The following is a 20096-nucleotide window of genomic DNA, read 5'->3' on the forward strand; positions in this document are numbered from 1 at the left end:
CTAATGAGCATAATTTTCGCTATTTCGCGAGATGCCCCCAAAAAACGGGCTTTTGACGAGGCGAGCGAACAAAAGTTTCGCTATCGCCGCCGCAAAACGCCCGTTTCGCGATATAACGCTCACTTTGATCACATGCCGTGGGCCAGGTGGGCCAGGTGGGCCAGGTGGGAAGCTGCGTTTGACAGGGTGAGAGCCTGTCTACTATGAGAAAGTGGATTTCGCGCATATGTTACGGGTGGCCTCCGGTAGCGGTCACCGCCCCCTGTGAAGTAGTGATGTGGTGAGCAGAACTTGACCCTGTGACGTGGAAGTACAGCACGTAGTTGAAGATGCCGAGAATGTAGAACAACTGCCAGATGAGAGCGATGATCGCGATGGCGATTGCAAGACCTGACACTATCGGCACTACGGTCTGCGAACGTGCTCTACGCAAGTTCTGGACGGCTCGAACGAGGGCGATGATGGCGAACGGGATGCCGACGACAGGGATGAAGACGGCCAAAATGGCGTAGACCAGTGCGGAGATGCCACGTCGCGGACCGCCACTGTCGCTGGCGCCGTGGGGTTTCATTGGCGGCTGACCCGGTTCAGCCAGGGTCTGCGAAAGGCTGTCACTGTGGCCCTCACCTGGGGATGCATACAATGCGTCGAGACCTTGGCGCACGGATGCCTCGTCTCCGAATCGCTCCATTGCGACGCGCACGCTATCTGTTTCGGAGTAGCCCTCTGCTCGCAATCGTTGCGCCGCATCCTCTAGGTGATCTCGCATTTCCTCCTTCAGCTCAGCGGCATCCCCGCGACCGTCGATACCGCGGTAGAGCGACTCGACGTAGTCGTCAATACTCATTCCGGTGTTGTCCATTTACTGTTCATCCCTTCCCGGGAACGTGTCCACTACCGACTTCACGAACACCACTCTACTCTCTGCTGCGCCGGTTGCTCGTGACCTGCAACGCGCAGGTGGTAGTAGCTGCGGCGAGCGCCGCCCCGTGTGGATTTCCACGAGCAGCACCTCATCAGGGCTGTGCCTATGGACCCCCGACAGCGTTGGCTACGGCTTGGTTATAGTGAACTTGCGTCGCGCTACCGCTGGTGGCGACCCCAAAATACATGACAATTCCAGAAAACACTAAAAACTGCATCAGTATTCCGACAATCGCAAGGGCGAGGGCAATGCCGGATACAACCGGGGACACGACAGTAGGGCCGGGACGCCGCAGGTTGCGGATCGCGATGACGAGGCCGATGACGGCAAGAACGAGGCCGGCCACCGGGATGAACAAGGCGAGGATGGCCAGCACAAGCGCAGACACGCCTTTGCGCGGAACGACGTCAGCACTCGGCTGGAGCGGTGGGATACCAGATGTCCCCTCAGTCGGCCCAGACCCAGACCCAGGCGGGGGCAGGGGCGGGGAAGACGCGTACAAACTGGAGAGGTCGCGGCGCACTGCTGCCTCGTCTCCGAATCGCTCGATTGCGATGCGCACGCTGTCTGCTTCAGAGTAGCCCTCCTCTCGCAGTCGTTGCGCCGCATCCTCTAGGTGACCTCGCATTTCCTCCTTCAGCTCAGCGGCATCTCCGTGACCGTCGAGACCGCGGTAGAGCGACTCGACGTAGTCGTCAATACTCATTCCAGTGTTGTCCATCTACTTTTCATCCCTTCCCAGGAACGTGTCCACTACCGATTTCACGAACACCCATTCCGCTCTGCGCTGCGCCAACTGCTCGTGACCTGCGATGCGCAGGTGGTAGTACTTGCGGCGAGCGCCGCCGCCCTCCGTCCCACCCCAGTAGGACTCGACGAGTCCGGCTATCTCGAGGCGCTTGAGGGAAACGTACATGGTCCCCTCCTTGAGTTGAAAATCTCCGTTTGACCGATGTTGCACCTCTTCCGCAAGTTCGTAACCGTACATGTCGCGGTCTGCAAGCAGGGCGAGGATGATGGCATCGATATGGCCTTTTAGGACCTGCGTGTTGATCTCCACGAGCAGCACCTCATCTTAGCAACATCGTAATCAATATTACCTCGCATTGCAAGGTAATTGTGCGGAAGTCTTCCGGTGTCGCTGTGTCGAGCAATGTCTTGCCTACCTCTCTCTTGATCTCCCTGACTCGCCTTCGCTATACTAAAAGGCAATGCGGCACGCGGGGAAGCACCGGGCGACATTCCTCGTAAGTGACGCGCATATCGTACAGAGCGATGACAGGGAGAGTACCACTTGACAAGGCCCGTACCAGGGAGGTTCCGCCGAGACTGAGAGCGGACTACGCGGCAGTGAGTGGGAAGTTCACCTTGGAGCTGCGCGGTGGAACGGCTGAACGCACATGCATTGCAGACCTAGACCTGTGGACAGCTCAGTACATTACGCCGATTTGCCCCCGATACAGGGCCGCGAGAGGACAGTTGAGGTGTGCTTTGCAACTGTCAAAAAGGGTGGTACCGCGAGCAGTCGTCCCTTGTGACGAACTGCTTTTTTTGATCCCGCTCGCACTCGCAGGGATGGCGCCGTCAAGGCGGGCGGCGTGACCCCGCCAAAGTGGGTTTGTGATGCTGCGGGGGCGGGCGAGACTAGATGAGAGCGACTGGAGGGTGAACCTTGGAACTACATGAAATCGAGTCACAAGTGGAAGCGGCAAAACGTGAAGGGCTGGACAGCCTTGATGCTGTGACAGACGCGCGAGCACTAGACGATTGGCGAGTGACGTACCTCGGCAAGAAGAGTCCACTCACGCAGGTGTCCCGGCAAATGGGCGGTCTATCGGCGGAAGAGCGACCTGTCGTCGGCGGTTGGGTCAACGAGGCTCGGGCAGCACTGCAGGAGGCCTTTGACGCTAAGCACGAGGCGGTTGAAGAGGCGGCGTTGGCAGCGCGGTTGGCTGCTGAGACGATTGACGTCACCTTGCCTGGGCGCAAGAGGCCACGGGGGGCGATGCACCCACTGATGCAGGTCATTGAGGAGATCGAAGACGTCTTCCTCGGCATGGGCTTCACCATCGCAGAGGGACCGGAAGTGGAGACGGACACCTACAACTTCGAGATGCTGAACATCCCGAAAGACCACCCGGCGCGCGACATGCAGGACACCTTTTACCTGACGGAAGAACTGTTGTTGCGGACGCACACGTCCCCGATGCAGGTGAGGACGATGGAGCAGATGCGGCCAAACGCGCCAGTGAAGGTGATTGTGCCGGGCCGCGTGTACCGCCGCGATGAGGACGACGCGACACACTCGCATGCGTTTACGCAGATTGAGGGTCTCGTCGTGGACGAAGGAATTCGCATGAGCGACCTCAAAGGCATTCTCGAACAGTTTGCGCGCGCCATCTTCGGACCTGACCAGGCAGTCCGTTTGCGGCCGAGTTTCTTCCCGTTTACGGAACCGAGCGCCGAGGTCGATGTCCGCTGCATTACCTGCGGCGGCAAGGGTTGCCGCGTTTGTAAAGACACCGGCTGGATTGAAATTTTGGGCTCCGGCATGGTCCACCCCAACGTGCTTGATGCAGCTGGGTACGACAGCAAGCGCTTCAGTGGATTTGCGTTTGGCATGGGGCCTGAGCGCATTGCGATGCTCAAGTACGGAATTGACGACATTCGTTTGCTGTATCAAAACGACTTGCGGCTGCTCAAGCAGTTTACGCGCGTGATGTGAGGGGGATGGCAAAGTGAAGGTATCCATACAGTGGCTGAATGAGTACGTCGACGTTCACGACATTAATCCGGCCAATCTCGCCAATCTCCTCACCAACGCCGGCCTGGCGGTGGATGCAATCGAACCGCGCAACCAGGGGGTGCAGGGCGTCGTGGTTGGACATGTGCTCACGTGTGAGCAACACCCAAACGCGGATAGGCTCCATGTCTGCAGCGTCGATGTCGGTGAGGCGCAGCCGCGCACGATTGTCTGTGGCGCCGCAAACGTTGCGGCGGGCCAACGTGTGCCTGTAGCCCTTCCAGGGAGTTCCTTGCCTGGCGGCGACATCGGTGTGGCAAAGCTGCGGGGGATTGAGTCCCAAGGCATGATTTGCTCTGCGAAGGAACTCGGTCTTGAAGTCCGACTGATGTCGAAAGCCCAGACGGACGGGATTCTTGTCCTGCCGGAGGATGCGCCAATTGGCGCGGACATCGTGGAGTTACTCGGCCTTGATGATACTGTGCTTGAGATTGACTTGACGCCAAACCGCAGTGACTGTCTGTCACTGCGTGGTCTTGCCTACGAAGTCGGGGCACTGCTTGACCGCCCGGTTCGCTTTGATGAGTCCGGACGCAACGGCGCAACGGCCACAGTCGGTGGAGGTGGAGGTGGTCGCACAGACGTTGGCGCGACCAGCGCAGCAGTTACCGCTCTGCCAGCCGTCGAGATCAAAATTGAGACGCCGCGCTGCAGCCGTTACGAAGCGCAGGTTTTAACTGGGCTTGGACAGGGGGCAGCGCCACTGTGGATGCAGATGCGGTTGCTGGCCATGGGGGTGCGCCCAATCAGCCTGATTGTCGACGTGACCAACTACGTCATGCTCGAATGGGGACAGCCGCTGCACGCGTTTGACCTCGACCAGGTTCACGAGCGCACGATTGTCGTCCGTCAGGGCCGTGTGGGAGAACAGATTGTTTCGCTCGATGGCGAGACTCGCGAACTGACCGAGGACACCATCGTCATCGCGGATGTTGACCGTGCCATCGGCATTGCAGGTGTGATGGGTGGAGCGAACTCGGAAATCACGGACGCAACACAACAGACCATTATTGAATCTGCTGCGTTTGATGCGCCGAGTGTGCGCCGGACCGGTCAGCGCCTTGGGCTGCGCTCGGAAGCACAGCAGCGCTTTGAAAAGGGAGTCGACAGCAAAGCCGTGACTGGAGCGCTAGAACGCGCCACCGCTTTGCTCGAGAGTTTGTCCGGGGCGAGGCGGGTCGGGGAAATTGTCGTGCAGGTGAGTGGGGCGACGCCAAGTGAAGGTGTAACGATCGCATTTTCGCCGCAGCGTTGCAACGACATGCTTGGCACGAATTTCACGCCGGCGCAGATAGATGACGTGTTCCGCCGCCTTGGCCTGTGCGTAGAACAAGGCCAGTCAGCCAGTGAGTGGCAGGTGGCTGTGCCAACCAGGCGGCCAGACCTGCGCATCGAAGCCGACCTCGTGGAAGAAGTCGGACGCATCTGTGGTTTTGGTGAAGTACCGTCGACGCTCCCGGAAGGCCCAACGACGGTCGGTGTGCGCAACCGCGGTCAGCGTTTACGCCGCGCTACTCGTCAGGTTTTGCTGGGCTTTGGTCTGACTGAAGTGTACACGTACACGTTTAGTCACCCCGCTGCGCTCGTGCCGCTGCGCTTGCCCGAAGACTCCGCTTATCGCCGGATGATTCCGCTTCTGCGTCCACTCTCTGACGAGCGTATCGCCTTACGCACGCACCTTTTGCCAGGTTTGGCGCAGGTCGCTGCGCACAACCTGGCGCACGGCGTCGCAGGTGGACAGGTGTTCGAGATCGGCAAGGTCTATTGGCCGGACGCGTTGCCCCTCACAAAACAGCCGACAGAGCGCATGGAGTGGGCAGGGCTGTGGTTTGGTGCGGTAGACAGCGCTTTTGGCGAGCGGTCAAGGAAGTACGACTTTGCCGATGTAAAAGGCGTAGTAGAGGGCTGGCTTGAAACGATTGGGTTAGCGCACCGCGCTTCTTACGAAGCAGGCGAGGTCGCTTGGCTGCACCCAGGTCGTACTGCTGTGGTGAAGATTGACGGCGAAGTGGTGGGGTCATTTGGTGAACTTCACCCGGAGACCGCCGCCAAGCTCGAGTTAGAACGCGGGCTATACGCACAGATGAGTTTGGACCACTTGCTGGAGTTAACGGTACCAGTGCTGCGGGTGCAGAGTCTACCCCGCTACCCTGCGTCGCGCAGGGACTTGGCGGTGGTTGTACCACGCGGGCTGGAAGTCGGACGGCTGGTTACCATTGCCTACGACGTGGCGAGTCTAAATGGGGATTTGCTGGAGTCATGCGAGGTGTTTGACGTGTATACCGGTACTGGCGTTCCCGAAGGAATGAAGAGCGTTGCCCTGGCGTTGACCTTCCGTGCTGCGGACCGTACCTTGACAGATGACGACATTGCAGTCGCTGAACGAGCTGTCCTAGATGCCTGGGAAGGGCAAACAGGCGCTGTGCTGCGCGGCTGATTCGACGGTGTTCGGCAGGAATTTCGCCTGCCGGCACGAATACCAAGGCAACAGCGGCTAGCCGGGAGGGACGTCCAGTGGAGCGCAGCAGCACAAACAAAATTCGAGTAGACATACACGGGAATCAGTACACGCTCCGCGGCAGCGAGTCTGTTGACCATATGAAACAAGTCGCCAAAACCGTAGACGACCTGATGCGAGCGTTGTCCATGTCGCACACATACTTGGACGCGAAACGGGTGGCTGTGTTGACTGCAGTAAATTTGGCCAACGACCTGTTGCTGCTGCAAAAGCAGTATGACGAACTGGTTGCGTTGCTTGATGAGCGCACGAAGTCACCGCCGCGGTAGACGCTGCGGAAGCAAGGAGGGCACCCAGTGAACATCGTCGACCTCGCCATCGTGATTATCGTGGCGATTGGCGGTTGGAACGGCTACCGAACGGGCCTGGTCCGTCAGGTTACACGGTTGTTTGGAGTGGTCATTGCATACTTGCTCTCGCTCTGGCTGCGTCCGTATTTGTTGCCAGTCATTACGCCGTTGCTGAAAAACAGCCGCTGGGCGCCGCCGCAAGGCAGCCCATTTCACTACATGCTTGGCGGTCTGTCTGGAATGGTGTCGTTCGCAGTGATTTTTGTCGTCGTCTACATTCTGCTTCGGTTTGCGGCGGGGCTCGTGGATGCGCTGTTCCACTTGCCCGTATTGTCGACACTAAATCGGCTGGCAGGTCTCGCTGCTGGCCTCATCCTGTCGATTGTGTTCGTGTACGTAGCTGTGTTAGTCCTGCAGTATGTCAATTCGCCGGGGTTGCAGTCGAGTTTGAACGGGTCGCAAATCGTGCAGTGGATGAACATTCACCAGACGCTCAAGAAGGCGTAGGCCTGCAAACACAAACGGAGCCCTGCGGGGCTCTGTTTTGGGTTGTGGACGAGCGGATGGGGGCTGTGCGCCCCCCCTGCTCGAGCTGTTACGTGGGCGTTCGTCCGCGCATTTCTGTCGGGATGAACAGGTCGATGATGCCGATCACCAGTGAGGCGAGCAGCGCACCGAGGATGGTGACGTGCATTGCCGGCACAAACAGCTGTGCTACATACAAGACAACGGCACCGGAGATAAAGCCAACGAGACCACGGCCGTAAGGCGAGATCCGTCGACCAAAAAGTGCCTCCATGGCCCACCCGAGGAGTGCAATGACGACAGCGGCCACAATTGCTGAGCCGAAGCTCAAGTGACCAAACCCGGGGACGAGGAAGCCGACGAACATCAGAACCAGCGCCGACACAACAAACCGAACAATGGTACCTAAGATGTTCATGCGTAATCCCCCCTTCGCGGTACAGGCATAGGTTGCCCGCGAAGAATGCCTTCATGTGATACAATCGGGTGGTATTTTTCGGGACGCTCACGACTGCTGAAAAGGTACGACTGAGTTCCGACTGACCATGAGTTGGGGCATTTCGCCCTGTTGACGGGAGTCAAAATGGATTATGGATCGCGCTGAGCGAATTCTTGAATTTGAACGTGTCAAGTCCGATATGCTGTCCTTTGTTGCATGCAGTTTGGGGCGTGCCCGGATGACTGCACTGCATCCGTATACAAGCCTTGAAGAGGCAACGCGGGAGCTTGAGGCTGTGGACGAAGCTCTGCAGTTCACTGTGCGTTTTGGTGCGCCGGCGTTCGGCGGTATCACGGACGTCCGTCCCTGGCTTCGAAAGACCATCATTGGCGGGGTTCTGTCTGCGGACCAGTTGCTTGCGATTGCCAACTTTATCGCCGGGGGGCGTAGCATTCGGCAAGCAGTTGAAGGGCGCGAACAGGACATTGATTTGGTTCATGTGAAAGCTGCTGTAACCAGTTTGTTTGACGCGCGCCAGACGGAGCAAGAGATTCGACGCCAGGTACTGGATGACGCTACCATCGCTGACTCTGCGAGCCCTGCTCTGCACCGTCTGCGCCAGGAACGGCGCCAACTTGAGCAGCGCATGCGGCAAGTGCTGGACGACTGGCTTCGCAGGCACCAGCGACTGCTGCAAGAGCCCGTGATCGCTATGCGCGGCGACAGTTTTTGCCTGCCGGTACGAGTGGAGTTTAAAAACCAGGTACCGGGTATCGTGCATGACGTCTCAGCTTCGGGGGCGACCGTGTTTATTGAGCCACAGCCGGTCGTGGAAGCTAACCAGCGCGTGCGCTCGATTCTGGCTGAAGAGGAGCGAGAGATTGAGCGCATCCTGCAAGCACTGTCCGCTGTTGTAGCGTCGACAGCCGAGCCCCTACTCACAAACGCGGAAGAACTGGCGACAATTGACACTTGGTTCGCAAAAGCGGGTCACGCCAATGCTCGCAAGTGGACGCGGCCGACACTGCGCAGCGACGGGGTGTGGCGGCTCACTGAGGCGCGTCATCCGCTGCTCGACCCCAACACGGCCGTGCCCATTACGATTACCTTAGGGGAGTCGTTCCGTATGCTGCTCATTACAGGGCCGAATACGGGCGGAAAGACTGTCACGTTGAAGACGCTCGGCCTGATGACGCTGCTTGCCATGTCTGGCTGTTTCATCTCGACGGCACGACCGAGCGACGTTGCTTGGTGTGACGAGGTGTACGTTGATATCGGCGATGAGCAAAGTATTGAGCAAAGTCTGTCCACCTTTTCGTCGCACATGAAAAACGTCGTACCACTGTTTTCGAAGGTGACGGCGCACAGCCTGGTGCTGCTTGACGAACTCGGCGCAGGAACCGACCCGACAGAGGGCGCGGCGCTCGCTATTGCTATTCTGGAGGAACTAAAGGAACGCGGCTGCAGGATTGCAGTGACGACACACTACCCGGAACTCAAAGCGTACGCGTTTACTGAACCGAATGCGGTGAACGCCAGTGTGGAATTTAATGTGGAAACACTGCAGCCGACATACCGGTTGTCGATCGGGATTCCAGGGCGGTCGAACGCGTTAGCCATTGCCGAGCGACTCGGTATACCGCGAGTGGTGCTGTCGCGTGCGCGTGCGCAACTGTCATCTGAGGATGTCCGGGTCGAGGACGTGATCGCGCAGATGGACCGTGCGCGACGTGCCACAGACGAAGCACTTGCGCAGGCACTTTCCGAACGCCGGGAGACGGCTAGGTTGAAGACTGAATGGGAAGAGCGCGTGGCGAAACTCGACGCGGACACGGATCGCGTTCGAAACGAGGCGGCCCAGCGGGCTCGGCGTGAGGTGGAGAAGGCGTATTCTGAGGCCGAGCGCATCATCAAGGAGCTCCGAGCGATGCGCGAGCGCGCAGAAGCGGGCGTCAAGGACCACGAACTGGTTGCCCTTCGCAAACAGTTAGAGGAGGCGATGCCGCAAGCGCCGACATCTCGCCGCGGTCGTACTGGACACGGTGAAAAGAGCGGCGCAAAAGACGCTCACCCCATTCATCCGGGCGCCTCGGTTCGCGTGTTGAGGCTAGGACAAAAAGGCGAAGTACTTGAAGTCGACGGTGATTCTCTTGTCGTCCAAATGGGCGCGCTGAAGATGAAGGTCACGGCCTCTGACGTCGAACTGCTGCAAAATGCGCCCAAGGCACAGGCTGCTGCAGCCACAGTCAAGCGCCCCGGTTTGGCCAAGGAAGTGCGGATCGAGATCGACATCCGCGGTGAGACGGTGGATGAAGGGTTAATGCGGCTCGACAAGTATCTGGACGACGCAGTGGTGAATGGTCTTGGACGAGTCGCTGTGATTCACGGGAAGGGAACAGGTGCACTGCGCGACGCCGTGCGGCACGAACTTGCGCATCACCCGCACGTTTCGTCGTGGGCGCCTGGTGGACCGGGAGAAGGCGGTGACGGCGTCACGGTGGTGTCGCTGCGCAAATAGGCTTGACCTGCAGCACGAGTGGAGCGAGGATTCGGAGCTGTTAACTCCTTAAAAGGGGCCATCCCGTCAGGCATTTTCAATGCCGTCTGGGTTGGCCCCTTCACAACGATTACCCGTTCGATCCCGTACTGTTTCCGGTCCTTCTCCCGGTTCCGCCCCCTGATTGGTTCCCTGTAGGAGGGGTTCCGACTGTATTCCCTGTCTGGCCGCCTGATCCACCCGTGCCTCCGCCACCTGTCGTTGGCGCTGTCAGATGAACGGTGATTTCCGCAGATGGGTCCGACATGCCTTGGCTCGACGTCGCATACACCTGGTAATACAAGTCTGTCGAGTTTGGCGGCAGGCTGCTGTCGGTGAAGGTTGTTTGGGTCATTGGGCCCCCAATGGTGACGAACGGACCACTCGGTGAAGTGGAGCGGCTGACGAGGTATCCCGTCGCTCCGGGAACGTGGCCCCAAGTTACAGTTACGCTGCTTCCATCCGTTGCAAGTACGGCGTTCACGTTGCTCGGTGGGTTAATGGCGCTAGGCAGCTGACCGCCGGTTGGCGCCAATAATACGGTACCGCCGCGTGGGTCAGGCTGCGTTGGCACGAACTGGCTGTCCATCATCGTTGGAGCCGATAGCGGTAACTTAAACGGCGGGTTGATGAAAATTCCCGTCCGTACCTGGCTTGCAGGGGTTGCAGTCGTCGCAAGGTAGCGCTTGCCCTGGTACACTGTGTAATCCACAAGTACGTGCGCCGTGTCTACTATACTTGGCTCCGTTCCTTGAATGAAGTACTCATTGTAGACGGCGTTGTCTTGTTTACACAAGGTGCTCGGCATCTGTCCAGAGTCTGCGCAGACCGCCGCCGTGACGATACCAGGTGGTTTCGGCCACGGTTGGTTGGCTGGATACTTGGTTAGGAGCGGCTTCATGATGTCGCTCCAAAGTGTGAACTTAAGCGGGTAGTACGCCGTTGGAATGCGCTCATGGTTGTTGTAGCCCATCCAAATACCCGCTGTGTACTTCTGGGTGTAGCCGATAAACCAGCCATCGCCCTGCGTATCGGTGGTCCCTGTCTTTCCTGAAATGTACTGGCCGGGGAACGTCGTGGAAATGTCTGACCCGCTTGTCGTCGCGGCGGTTCCGTCAGACCGGTAAATCACGTCGTGCAGGATGTTCGTCATGACCCACGCAGTTTGCGGGCTGAACACCTGGTTAACCTGTTGGTGCACTTGATACACTCGATTCCCCGTCCGGTCATCGATGCTTGAAATGACGTATGACTGCCGCCACGTGCCCTGATTCGGGAACGTTGTATAGGCGCTCGTCATTTGTTCGACTGTGAGGCCGTGCGTCATGCCGCCGATGGCGGTCGCGAGTTGCTGTGTGTCTGATTTGACCAGCGTAGGTTGACCATTGATCGTAGTGGCGCCAACTGGAATTCCTTCTTTTGCAAAATAGCTAGTACCCACTTGAGGTGTTATTTTGTCGAGGGTTTCGACGGCTGGAACGTTGATTGATTCGACGAGGGCAGTGCGTACACTGACGAGCCCCTGCCACGTGAGCGTGTCGTCCTTTGGTGCGTACGGCTTTTGGCCGGGTCCGCCTGGATACTGCACCGGAACATCAGGCAACCAGGTACCGGCTGTCTCTCTGTGCAGATTAAAAGCCGGTCCATAGTCAATCAGTGGTTTCACGGATGAACCAGGCTGGCGGGCAATATTGGCGTGATCAATCTGATCAAGCTGGATGTCCTTCGGGGAATCACGCCCGATGCCAATCGCTGTGATGCCGCCCGTTTGGTTGTTAATAATCGTCACACCTGCGTTGTAGAGGTCGTACTTATTCTTTGTGCCGGGTATCAATTGGTTCGTGTTTCCAAACAGTTGGTCTTGTGCGAGCACGTTGTCGACGTGGTCTTGAACACTCAAGTTAAGCGACGTATGAATCTGATAGCCCGCGGTTGGCAATGCGTCAAACGCCTGCTGCGTGGTCGAGTACAGCCCCGCTTTGACGAGGTCCTGAACCACTCGAGGCGTGATTTCGTCGACCATTAATAGCGGGTAGTTGGTGTTTGCTGACGCCTGCGCAGGAAAAATGTGTTTAATCACTGGGTAGTTAATGGCTGACTGGTACTGCGCTGACGTGATGAAGTGGTTCCTGAGCATTTGCTGTAACACATAGTGCTGACGGGCGATCGCGTTTTGCGGGAACACGTATGGAGAGAACAGGTACGCGTTGTTCACCATCCCCGCCATCAACGACGCCTCTGCGATGTTGAGGTTTTTGGGGCTGGTGTGGAACAGGATCTGTGAAGCGGATTGCACGCCGTAGACAGGCGTTCCGCCCATGTCCCCCATATAGACCCAGTTCATGTAGTCGGTGAGGATTTCGTTTTTGGTTAAGATATGATTCAGTTTGAGTGCCAAAGCAATTTCTTGAATTTTTCTTTTAAGGTCTCGCTGCTGTGCCGGGAAAACGGCCAGTTTGACGGTCTGTTGGGTGATGGTACTGGCCCCGCTTTGAATGTGATGACTGGTGACGTCTTCCACAAAAGCGCGAGCCATTGCTAACGGGTTGATCCCGATGTTGGTGCGAAACGTCTTGTCCTCTGCTGCAATGAAGGCATTCGCGAGGAATGGAGACACTTGGTCAACCGATGCAATCGGCTGACGGTCCCCACTTGACGTGTAGCGCCCGATTACCTTTCCGTGAATGTCGTAAACCACCGATGCTTGACTCAAGTTGCTAAACGTGCTCGCCGATATTTTCGGCAGGCCCTTGAGCATGGCGGTCGCGTATCCTACCCCGGCGCCGACGAGGACAATGACGAGCCCGCCCAACCCGAGGCTCGCCCACTTCAAAACCGTCCGAACCGGATGCCGCCCCTCGCGTTGGGGCTGCTTGGAGCGAGCTTGTTTCGGACTGTCGCTGCGCTCTGCCGGACCTGACGGCTTAGTGCGCCTCTGCATTCTTTGGTTCCTCCCCCCGTTAGACAAGATTATACGAGTTGTCGAAAAAGCGGTCAAAGCATAGGATTGCCTGGAAAGTCTTGAGGTCAACACGACACGTGTATCTGCGCCAACTCCCAGCGTATACATGGACAAAGGGGGCTGGCAGAAATGGCTGGCAAGCGGTTTCGCAGTGTGGGGACGAGACGCTCCGTCCGCAGTCTCCATGCGACTGGGCAGGGTATGACGAGCTTCCGTTTGCCTGGCTACTGGCTGTTGATTTTTGGTGTCTTGGCAACGCTCATTGGGGCACTTCGGTTGATGGAAGTGAAAGTGCGCCCCGTTGTCCTCGCCACCGGACAAGCGATCGCGGCCAGAGCCGCAACAGACGCCCTCAATGAGGCGCTGACTGAACAACTTGCAGTCCAAGCTGAGATGCCACCGCTTGTGCAAGTGGAACGCGATCACGCTGGCGATCTGTCCGTCGCCAGATTTGACTTTGGCGCCATTGCACAACTGCAGTCGCTGGTAACGCGTCGCGCAAACGAAGACCTCTTAAAGCTGTCACGGGAGACGTTCCGACTGCCCGTTGGCGAAGTGGTCGGCGGGGCACTGTTCGGTGTTGTGGGGCCGCAGTTACCTGTTCGCTTTACACTGATTGGTCATGCGCACGGCAGTGTTCACACGCAGGCCAAGACGGTCGGGATCAACCAGTCCGTCCACGAAGTCGACCTCGAGCTGACCGCGACAGTTCGCGTCTTAACTCCGCTTACTGCTACGCCGACAACGGTCCACGCCGTCCTCCCTGTCGCCTACATTGTGTTTGGTGGGTCAGTGCCAAACACCTACCTATATAACGGTTCCCAGCACCCGTAGAGAAAAGTCTCCGACGCTGCCCTTCTGGATGGGCATGCGCCCAATTTGGTTGTGGACGAAGGACGGACGGTTGTCCTCCCCGGGCACACGCACAGTGGGCGCATATACTGTGTCAGCGATGCCTCACCAGAGAGGTGGGAGGAGGAGGCTGACATGAAAAAGTACATTGTCCGCGATGGCGATACGATGTGGAACATCAGCAAAATCACTGGAGTTCGGCTCAACCTGTTAATGGCAGCAAACCCACAGGTGCATGACCCGAACCATTTACAGCCCGGGTCTGTACTGTCGATACCTGAGCTTGGGAAGGAAGCTACACCCTTTGTCGGAGCGGCAGAGCCACCTGGACCTGGCGAGGGTCCGCAGTTTGGGGGCCCTCATGCACATGGAACTGCAAAAGCAGCGAATGTCGCGCCACCGAGTGTCGTGCATGGCCAGGCACATGGCGGGACGGCTCCGTATTTTGGATTCGTCTGGCCGCACGTCATACAACCGGGTGAGAGTTGGGACACCGTAGCTGGCATGTACAATGTGCCCGTTGACAGTCTGCGAAGGATGAACCCGAGGCAGTCTGTCAGCCTACAGCCAGGTGACGTGATATACGTACCGGGTACTGCTGGTCAGGTACCGGCCGCTGTGCCTTCACACCAAGCGCAACCAGGTGCCGTGCACGGCTCGGGGCAAGCTTCCTGGGGATGGCCGCAAGGACCCGGTTACGACGCGAGCGGTGGGCAACAGTACCCACACCCAACACAGGCGCCAGGCTATGGGTATCCGAGCGCCGGGGCGATGCCGCAGGGGCCGGGGTATGGGTATCCGAGCGCCGGGGCGATGCCGCAGGCGCCAGGGTATGGGTATCCGAGCGCCGGGGCGATGCCGCAGGCGCCAGGCTATGGGTATCCGAGCGTCGGGGCGATGCCGCAGGCGCCGGGTTACGCGACAGACCTGCCACAAGGGGCGGGTTACGGTGCCCAGTGGTCGGGGTTGCCGAATTACCCGCAAGGGGACGGACCACACACGCACAATCCTATTCGCAATGTGTGGTATGACAACATGGTCCTGCCCCCGTATCCGGTCTACGTGCCAACCGAACCTAACACGCAAGCGGACTACGGAATCCCGCTTAGGAATCTAACTGACTATGATGTCAATAACATCAGCCGCGAAGACCTGTGGCAGGAGTCCAGTTCGAGCTGGCGCACAGGTCCCGGCGCGGATGGCGCCTTCCTATACAGAGAAGGTGGCGACTCAAGCAAGGACGGGACGAGTGACGCGCCGCGCCGACCGTCAGAAACTTGGCACTGGCCAGATACCCCGACTGAGAAGGATACGAGCAGTGGAAAACTGCCAGACGCAGAGGGATGACTGGGTTGCCGTTCCGTCTGTCGGGGACTGAGGGACTCCCAAGCCTGTTAAGAGGTGCCTACGGCGTAGAGGTTGACGCGCTTGTACGGTTAAAGACAGTAGTTGGCGTAGTCGCGGCAGACGGCATGCGTTTTGTTTGGAAGTCTGCCCGGCCACGAGATACGGAGCGCCGCCTCTCACTCCTAGCTCTGCTGGCCGACAACCTGTCGGACTCGGGTCTGCCGGCGGCAGGCCCGCTTCCCACGCGAGCGGGTACGTACCGTGTCGAGGTGGCAGACGGGGAATTTGGATACCTTCAGCCGTGGCTTCCAGGCAGACATGTTCGGTTCACTGAGGTCGAGGAGAAACTCACCACGGTTGCAACACTGGCACATGTCCATCGCTGGACAGCCCGTCTGACCGAGTTGGACCACCCGCTTGTCGGAGGGCCAGAGTGGCATGAATTGTCAGGCGGCACACTGGACATTAAATTGTTCGAAAAGTGGCGAGTGTTCCAGCAAGTGTGGCCTGTAGCGTGCGAGCGTGAACCGGATATCAAGAGTCTTGAAGATGAAGTGCGTACGGCTGCAGAAGTCGCTCTCGATGCCGTTCGAGCGGCAACCGAGAGAGCGGAGTTAGGCGCACATGCACTACCAGTGCCATTTCGGCGAGCGCTGTGTCACCGCGATGTCGCACCGCACAATGTCTTGTGGACTACAGCTGCTGCGCCTGTGGCCCTGATTGATTTTGATCACGCCGGTTGGGATGACCCGCTTGGCGACCTGATGCAGGTATCCAATCACACGTTCGCTCTGTGTGACCCGGGCGCTCGTCATTTCACAGATGTTCTCGATGCGTACCAACGAATCTGTCCGTTGTCCGCAGAGAGGCAGTTGTTTGCCTGGAAACTGCTTCGCTTTCCGGACCTCGTGACTCGTGCAGTGATGGAGTGGGCGCGTGACGATTATCCGGCACAGGGCCAAAGACGCGTGCGCGACGCAGCGGAGAAGGAACGTCTGCGACAGATGCGTTGGCGTGAAGCCATGTACCGACTATAGATGAGGCGGCTAGACCCAGACTCACAGGCGTAACCGTCTTTGACATCGCAGGTCGCCAATGTATACTAGGGGCGGAATGCAGTGTTCCGCTCTGCGCGACCTGCGCTGTGAGGGGACACTTGCGAGAGGAGTGTCGGTTACGGAACGAATTCGCGTGGCGTTGGCCCAAATTCGCCCACTGCTCGGTGAGGTTTCGGCCAACTTGGACAAGCATCTAGAGTGGATTGAAACAGCCCGTGCCAAGGAAGCAGAACTGGTTGTGTTTCCGGAACTGGGCGTCACGGGGTATCAAGTCCAAGATTTGACGCTGGATGTTGCCCGTCCACTCCATCACCCGCAAATCCAACGACTGGTTCGCGCGAGCACGAACGTCGATGTCGTGTTCAGCTTTGTAGAAGAGTCCGAGTCGCATCTGTTTTACGTAACGGCGGTGTATGCGTCAGGTGGAGAGGTGGCAGGCGTTCATCGCAAAGTATACTTGCCTACGTACGGAATGTTTGATGAGGGACGGTATTTTGCGCACGGGGATGGGTTCCGTACGTTCTCCACGCGGTTTGGGCGAGTAGGTATAATGATTTGTGAGGACGCGTGGCATCCCTCGAGCCCCAATCTGCTTGCGCTTGGTGGGGCCGACTTGGTCATATTACCTTCGAACAGCCCGGCACGCAGCGTGACGGATAGTCGTCACTTCGGTTCTCAGGCTTTTTGGCGCCAACTAGTGCAGACCTATGCGCAGATTTTTGGCTTCAACTTGGCGTTTGTGAATCGCACTGGGTTTGAAGACGGCGTGAACTTTTTCGGCGGCTCTGTTGCGGTATCGGCTGCCGGTGAATTCTTAGCTGAAGCGCCAAAGATTGAAGAGGCGTTAGTCTTTGCTGAGTTCGACCCGTCGGCTGTGCGGCGCGCCCGGTATCTGAGCGCGGTCCTGCGCGATGAGAGGCCAGAGTTTGTTCGTCGCGAGTTGTCCCGATTGATCCGCCGTAACGAGGAGGACGGATTGTGAAGGAAGCGATTGCTCGGCAGTTGACGCTCAACTCAGATTTGACGATTGAGGTCCTCGTTGCCTTCATCCGCGAAGAAGTTCAAAAGACCGGGCTCGATACGGCAGTCTTTGGACTTTCGGGCGGCATCGACTCTGCGCTCGTCGCGTATTTGGCTACCCAAGCACTTGGGCGAAACCACGTGCGGGCCGTACTCATGCCCTATCAAACAAGCAGTCAAGCCAGCCTTTCGGACGCCGAGCAGGTTGTCAATGACTTGGACATTCCGTCTTTCACAGTACCCATCACGGCGTCAGTCGACGCTTACTTTGACACTATCGATCAGGTGCTCGGCGTCAAGGCAAATGCCCTTCGTCGCGGAAACCGGATGGCGCGGGCGAGAATGGCGACGCTCTTTGACTTGTCTGCTCATTTTGGCGCACTTGTCCTTGGCACAAGCAACAAAACGGAACTGCTGCTCGGATACGGTACTCAGTTTGGGGATTTGGCCAGCGCGCTGAACCCTGTCGGCGACCTATATAAATTTCAAGTGCGGCAGTTGTCTAAAGTTATCGGGGTACCGCAGAGTATTTTGGACAAAGCGCCGAGTGCCGACTTGTGGGAGGACCAAACTGACGAACAGGAACTCGGGTTCTCCTATGACGAAGCGGATGAACTGTTGTTCCAGTTGGTCGACTTGCGTGTCGATCCCGCTCGACTCGTTGCGGCCGGAGCGCGACCCGAACTGGTGGAGACCATCTGTCGACGGATTGCGCGCAACCACTACAAACGCAAGCCGCCAATCATTGCGAAAGTGTCGAACCGGACAATCGGGATTGACTTCCGTTATCTGCGTGACTGGGGACAGTGAGCTACACTACTGAGTGTGGAATACTTGGTGTTTGAATATCGGAAACATGTCGGGGGCAAACCGGGAAGGAGGAATTAAAATGTTGATGATAGTATAGGCAAATAACGATTAGCGTGGTAAAACATAGACATGGAAAAGACATATAAGCCACACGAATTTGCTGGACTGTTGAATGTTACTGTACGAACGCTTCAACGGTGGGATACGGAGGGGAAGTTAAAGGCTTACAGAACGCCGACAGATAGGAGGTTTTATACACACGAACAATATCTAGAATGCATCGGCAAGTCGGTGACGAACACAGCAAAGGGAAGGTCGGTGATTTACGCTCGCGTATCCAATCAGGGTCAGAAAGATGATCTTGCTAACCAAGTTCATTTTCTGCGCGAGTTTGTGAACGCTCGCGGGATCATTGTGGATGAAGTGATTCAAGAAATCGGGAGCGGATTGAATTACAAGCGCAAGAAGTGGAATGAACTGTTGCAGCTTGCTTTCGACGGAAAAGTAAGTCGTATTTTCGTATCGCATAAAGATCGCTTTGTTCGCTTTGGTTTTGATTGGTTTGAAACCTTTCTCACGTCACGAGGCGTTGAAATGGTCATTGTCAACAACGAAACACTTTCGCCTCAGGAAGAGATGGTTCAGGATCTCATTTCGATCATCCACGTCTTTTCTTGCCGTATTTACGGTTTGAGGAAATATAAAAAGAAGATAAAAGATGACCCGGAATGTTAAGAGCCTATAAAACCGAGATCAAACCAACAGGCGAACAAAAACGGCAACTAAACAAAACGTTCGGTGTCTGTCGCTATCTGTATAATCTGTTCCTAGCGACGAACAAAGAGCGATACGCAAACGGCAACAGGTTCATGTCTGCGAATGATTTTGATAAGTGGGTTAATAACGTTCATTCGGTTGAGTGCCCGTGGATTAAAGAGGTTTCATCAAAAGGCCGTAAAAAAGCCATCGTCAGTGCGGAAACGGCTTACAAACGGTTTTTTAAGAAACAAGCGCAGTTCCCTACGTTCAAGAAAAAACGAGTGCAAAACACTAGCTTCTATGCACCCAAAAACAACGCGGGAGACTGGACGATTGAACGCCACCGAATCAAAATTCCAACCATCGGGTGGGTGCGCCTCAAAGAGTTCGCCTATCTCCCTATCGGCGTGAAGGTCACAGGCGGAACGGTCACGCAAAGGGCCGACCGATACTTTGTGAGCGTGACAGTCGAGCGAGAAGAATCAATGCCCGAAAGAGCGACGGGTGAAGGAATTGGGATTGATCTTGGCATCAAAGACTTTGCCATTTGTAGCGATGGACGCATTTTTAAGAACATCAACAAATCTTCCGCAATCAGACGCGCAGAAAAACGTCTGAAGCGAACGCAACGGGCGTTATCCCGTAAATATGAGCACAGAAAGAAGGTGAAATCTGCTACTGAATGCGGAAGTAACATAGCCAAAAACGTGCTGAGAGTACAGAAGTCACAAATGCGTCTTGCAAACATGAGAAGTGCCTACCGCACCCACGTCGTGAATATGTTGGTGAAAACCAAGCCAGCGTATATCGCGATTGAACGATTAAACATCAAAGGGATGGTACGCAACCGACATTTGAGTAAATCCATAAGTAGCCAAGGGTTTTATGACTTCAAGCTCACGCTCGCAAATACGTGTAGAAAACTGGGTATCGAACTTCGAGAAGTTTCACCGTTCTACCCATCCAGCAAAATATGCTCGTGTTGCGGCAATAAAAAGGTGAATCTCTCCCTTTCTGAGCGCGTGTATGTTTGTGAATCCTGCGGTAACGAAATGGACAGAGACTTGAATGCGGCAGTGAATCTCATGCAAGCGCACGAGTACATGGTACTCACTTAACGAGACCGTGTATATGTACGGCGGGCTACGTCGGAATTTACGCCTGTGGAGTGTCGCACAAACTGCAGTAGCGAGAATTTGGCGAGACAGGACACGTTGAAGCAGGAAAACTCTAGCATGGACGTTTGTCTATG

16 protein-coding genes and 1 pseudogene are annotated in these 20096 nt (G+C 56.8%); 12 read left to right on the plus strand and 5 right to left on the minus strand.

Going from position 1 to position 20096, the window contains the following annotated elements:
• Positions 1–229: 229 nt before the first annotated feature.
• The 3 genes from JC200_RS17760 to JC200_RS17770 form a co-directional block, all read right to left on the minus strand.
• Positions 230–862 carry a permease prefix domain 1-containing protein gene (locus JC200_RS17760; protein ID WP_274433037.1) on the minus strand — a complete coding sequence of 211 codons (633 nt, stop codon included), beginning with the start codon at positions 860–862 and terminating at the stop codon, positions 230–232.
• Between the two features lie 166 nt (positions 863–1028).
• Positions 1029–1646 carry a permease prefix domain 1-containing protein gene (locus JC200_RS17765; protein ID WP_274433038.1) on the minus strand — a complete coding sequence of 206 codons (618 nt, stop codon included), beginning with the start codon at positions 1644–1646 and terminating at the stop codon, positions 1029–1031.
• A complete protein-coding gene (locus JC200_RS17770) occupies positions 1647–1985 on the minus strand; it encodes a PadR family transcriptional regulator (RefSeq protein WP_274433039.1) in 339 nt (112 codons plus the stop codon).
• Between the two features lie 639 nt (positions 1986–2624).
• Between JC200_RS17770 and pheS the strand changes: the two genes are divergently transcribed.
• The 4 genes from pheS to JC200_RS17790 all read left to right on the plus strand — a co-directional run bounded on the left by pheS (position 2625) and on the right by JC200_RS17790 (position 7043).
• Entirely contained in the window at positions 2625–3650 is a 1026-nt protein-coding gene (gene pheS, locus JC200_RS17775; protein WP_443111923.1) for a phenylalanine--tRNA ligase subunit alpha, read from the plus strand.
• A gap of 13 nt (positions 3651–3663) precedes the next feature.
• On the plus strand, positions 3664–6165 hold the full coding sequence (gene pheT / locus JC200_RS17780; protein WP_274433040.1) for a phenylalanine--tRNA ligase subunit beta: 2502 nt from the start codon (positions 3664–3666) through the stop codon (positions 6163–6165).
• A gap of 77 nt (positions 6166–6242) precedes the next feature.
• Positions 6243–6515: a cell division protein ZapA gene (gene zapA / locus JC200_RS17785; protein WP_274433041.1), complete on the plus strand. Its 273-nt coding sequence runs from the start codon at positions 6243–6245 to the stop codon at positions 6513–6515.
• Positions 6516–6542: 27 nt separating this feature from the next.
• Positions 6543–7043, plus strand: a complete 501-nt coding sequence (locus tag JC200_RS17790; protein ID WP_274433042.1) for a CvpA family protein — start codon at positions 6543–6545, stop codon at positions 7041–7043.
• 88 nt (positions 7044–7131) lie between these two features.
• On the opposite strand, the gene JC200_RS17795 is transcribed toward JC200_RS17790, so the two are convergent.
• Entirely contained in the window at positions 7132–7479 is a 348-nt protein-coding gene (locus JC200_RS17795) for a phage holin family protein (protein ID WP_274433043.1), read from the minus strand.
• 172 nt (positions 7480–7651) lie between these two features.
• Between JC200_RS17795 and JC200_RS17800 the strand changes: the two genes are divergently transcribed.
• Entirely contained in the window at positions 7652–10018 is a 2367-nt protein-coding gene (locus tag JC200_RS17800) for an endonuclease MutS2 (RefSeq protein WP_274433044.1), read from the plus strand.
• Between the two features lie 109 nt (positions 10019–10127).
• Here the strand turns inward: JC200_RS17800 and JC200_RS17805 are convergent, their stop codons facing one another.
• Positions 10128–12977, minus strand: a complete 2850-nt coding sequence (locus JC200_RS17805; RefSeq protein ID WP_274433045.1) for a transglycosylase domain-containing protein — start codon at positions 12975–12977, stop codon at positions 10128–10130.
• A 150-nt stretch (positions 12978–13127) separates the two neighbouring features.
• Here JC200_RS17805 and yunB point away from each other — a divergent pair, with 150 nt between their 5' ends.
• The 7 genes and pseudogenes from yunB (at position 13128) to JC200_RS17840 (ending at position 19962) form a co-directional block, all read left to right on the plus strand.
• The gene (gene yunB / locus JC200_RS17810) at positions 13128–13832 is read left to right on the plus strand and encodes a sporulation protein YunB (RefSeq protein WP_274433046.1); all 705 of its coding nucleotides are present in this window, start codon (positions 13128–13130) and stop codon (positions 13830–13832) included.
• Between the two features lie 153 nt (positions 13833–13985).
• A complete protein-coding gene (locus tag JC200_RS17815; RefSeq protein WP_274433047.1) occupies positions 13986–15197 on the plus strand; it encodes a LysM peptidoglycan-binding domain-containing protein in 1212 nt (403 codons plus the stop codon).
• A 5-nt stretch (positions 15198–15202) separates the two neighbouring features.
• Positions 15203–16234 carry a phosphotransferase gene (locus JC200_RS17820; RefSeq protein ID WP_274433048.1) on the plus strand — a complete coding sequence of 344 codons (1032 nt, stop codon included), beginning with the start codon at positions 15203–15205 and terminating at the stop codon, positions 16232–16234.
• Between the two features lie 76 nt (positions 16235–16310).
• On the plus strand, positions 16311–17237 hold the full coding sequence (locus JC200_RS17825) for a nitrilase-related carbon-nitrogen hydrolase (RefSeq protein ID WP_274433049.1): 927 nt from the start codon (positions 16311–16313) through the stop codon (positions 17235–17237).
• The gene (locus JC200_RS17830; protein ID WP_274433050.1) at positions 17234–18085 is read left to right on the plus strand and encodes an NAD+ synthase; all 852 of its coding nucleotides are present in this window, start codon (positions 17234–17236) and stop codon (positions 18083–18085) included. Before JC200_RS17825 ends, JC200_RS17830 begins: the two co-directional genes overlap by 4 nt.
• A 129-nt stretch (positions 18086–18214) precedes the next feature.
• Positions 18215–18830 (plus strand): annotated as a pseudogene (locus JC200_RS17835) (IS607 family transposase).
• Positions 18831–18837: 7 nt separating this feature from the next.
• Complete coding sequence (locus JC200_RS17840; protein ID WP_274436587.1) at positions 18838–19962, plus strand: RNA-guided endonuclease InsQ/TnpB family protein; 1125 nt, start codon at positions 18838–18840, stop codon at positions 19960–19962.
• The last annotated feature ends 134 nt before the right edge of the window (positions 19963–20096 follow it).

The sequence above is a fragment of the Alicyclobacillus sp. ALC3 genome, assembly GCF_028751195.1.
In the GTDB taxonomy this organism is placed as follows: Bacteria; Bacillota; Bacilli; order Alicyclobacillales; family Alicyclobacillaceae; genus Alicyclobacillus_L.

Coding starts and splice junctions, on each gene's coding strand:
- JC200_RS17760 (WP_274433037.1), bottom strand. CDS start 862: ATGGACAACACCGGAATGAGTATTGACGACTACGTCGAGTCGCTCTAC.
- JC200_RS17765 (WP_274433038.1), bottom strand. CDS start 1,646: ATGGACAACACTGGAATGAGTATTGACGACTACGTCGAGTCGCTCTAC.
- JC200_RS17795 (WP_274433043.1), bottom strand. CDS start 7,479: ATGAACATCTTAGGTACCATTGTTCGGTTTGTTGTGTCGGCGCTGGTT.
- JC200_RS17800 (WP_274433044.1), top strand. CDS start 7,652: ATGGATCGCGCTGAGCGAATTCTTGAATTTGAACGTGTCAAGTCCGAT.
- JC200_RS17805 (WP_274433045.1), bottom strand. CDS start 12,977: ATGCAGAGGCGCACTAAGCCGTCAGGTCCGGCAGAGCGCAGCGACAGT.
- yunB (WP_274433046.1), top strand. CDS start 13,128: ATGGCTGGCAAGCGGTTTCGCAGTGTGGGGACGAGACGCTCCGTCCGC.
- JC200_RS17815 (WP_274433047.1), top strand. CDS start 13,986: ATGAAAAAGTACATTGTCCGCGATGGCGATACGATGTGGAACATCAGC.
- JC200_RS17825 (WP_274433049.1), top strand. CDS start 16,311: ATGCAGTGTTCCGCTCTGCGCGACCTGCGCTGTGAGGGGACACTTGCG.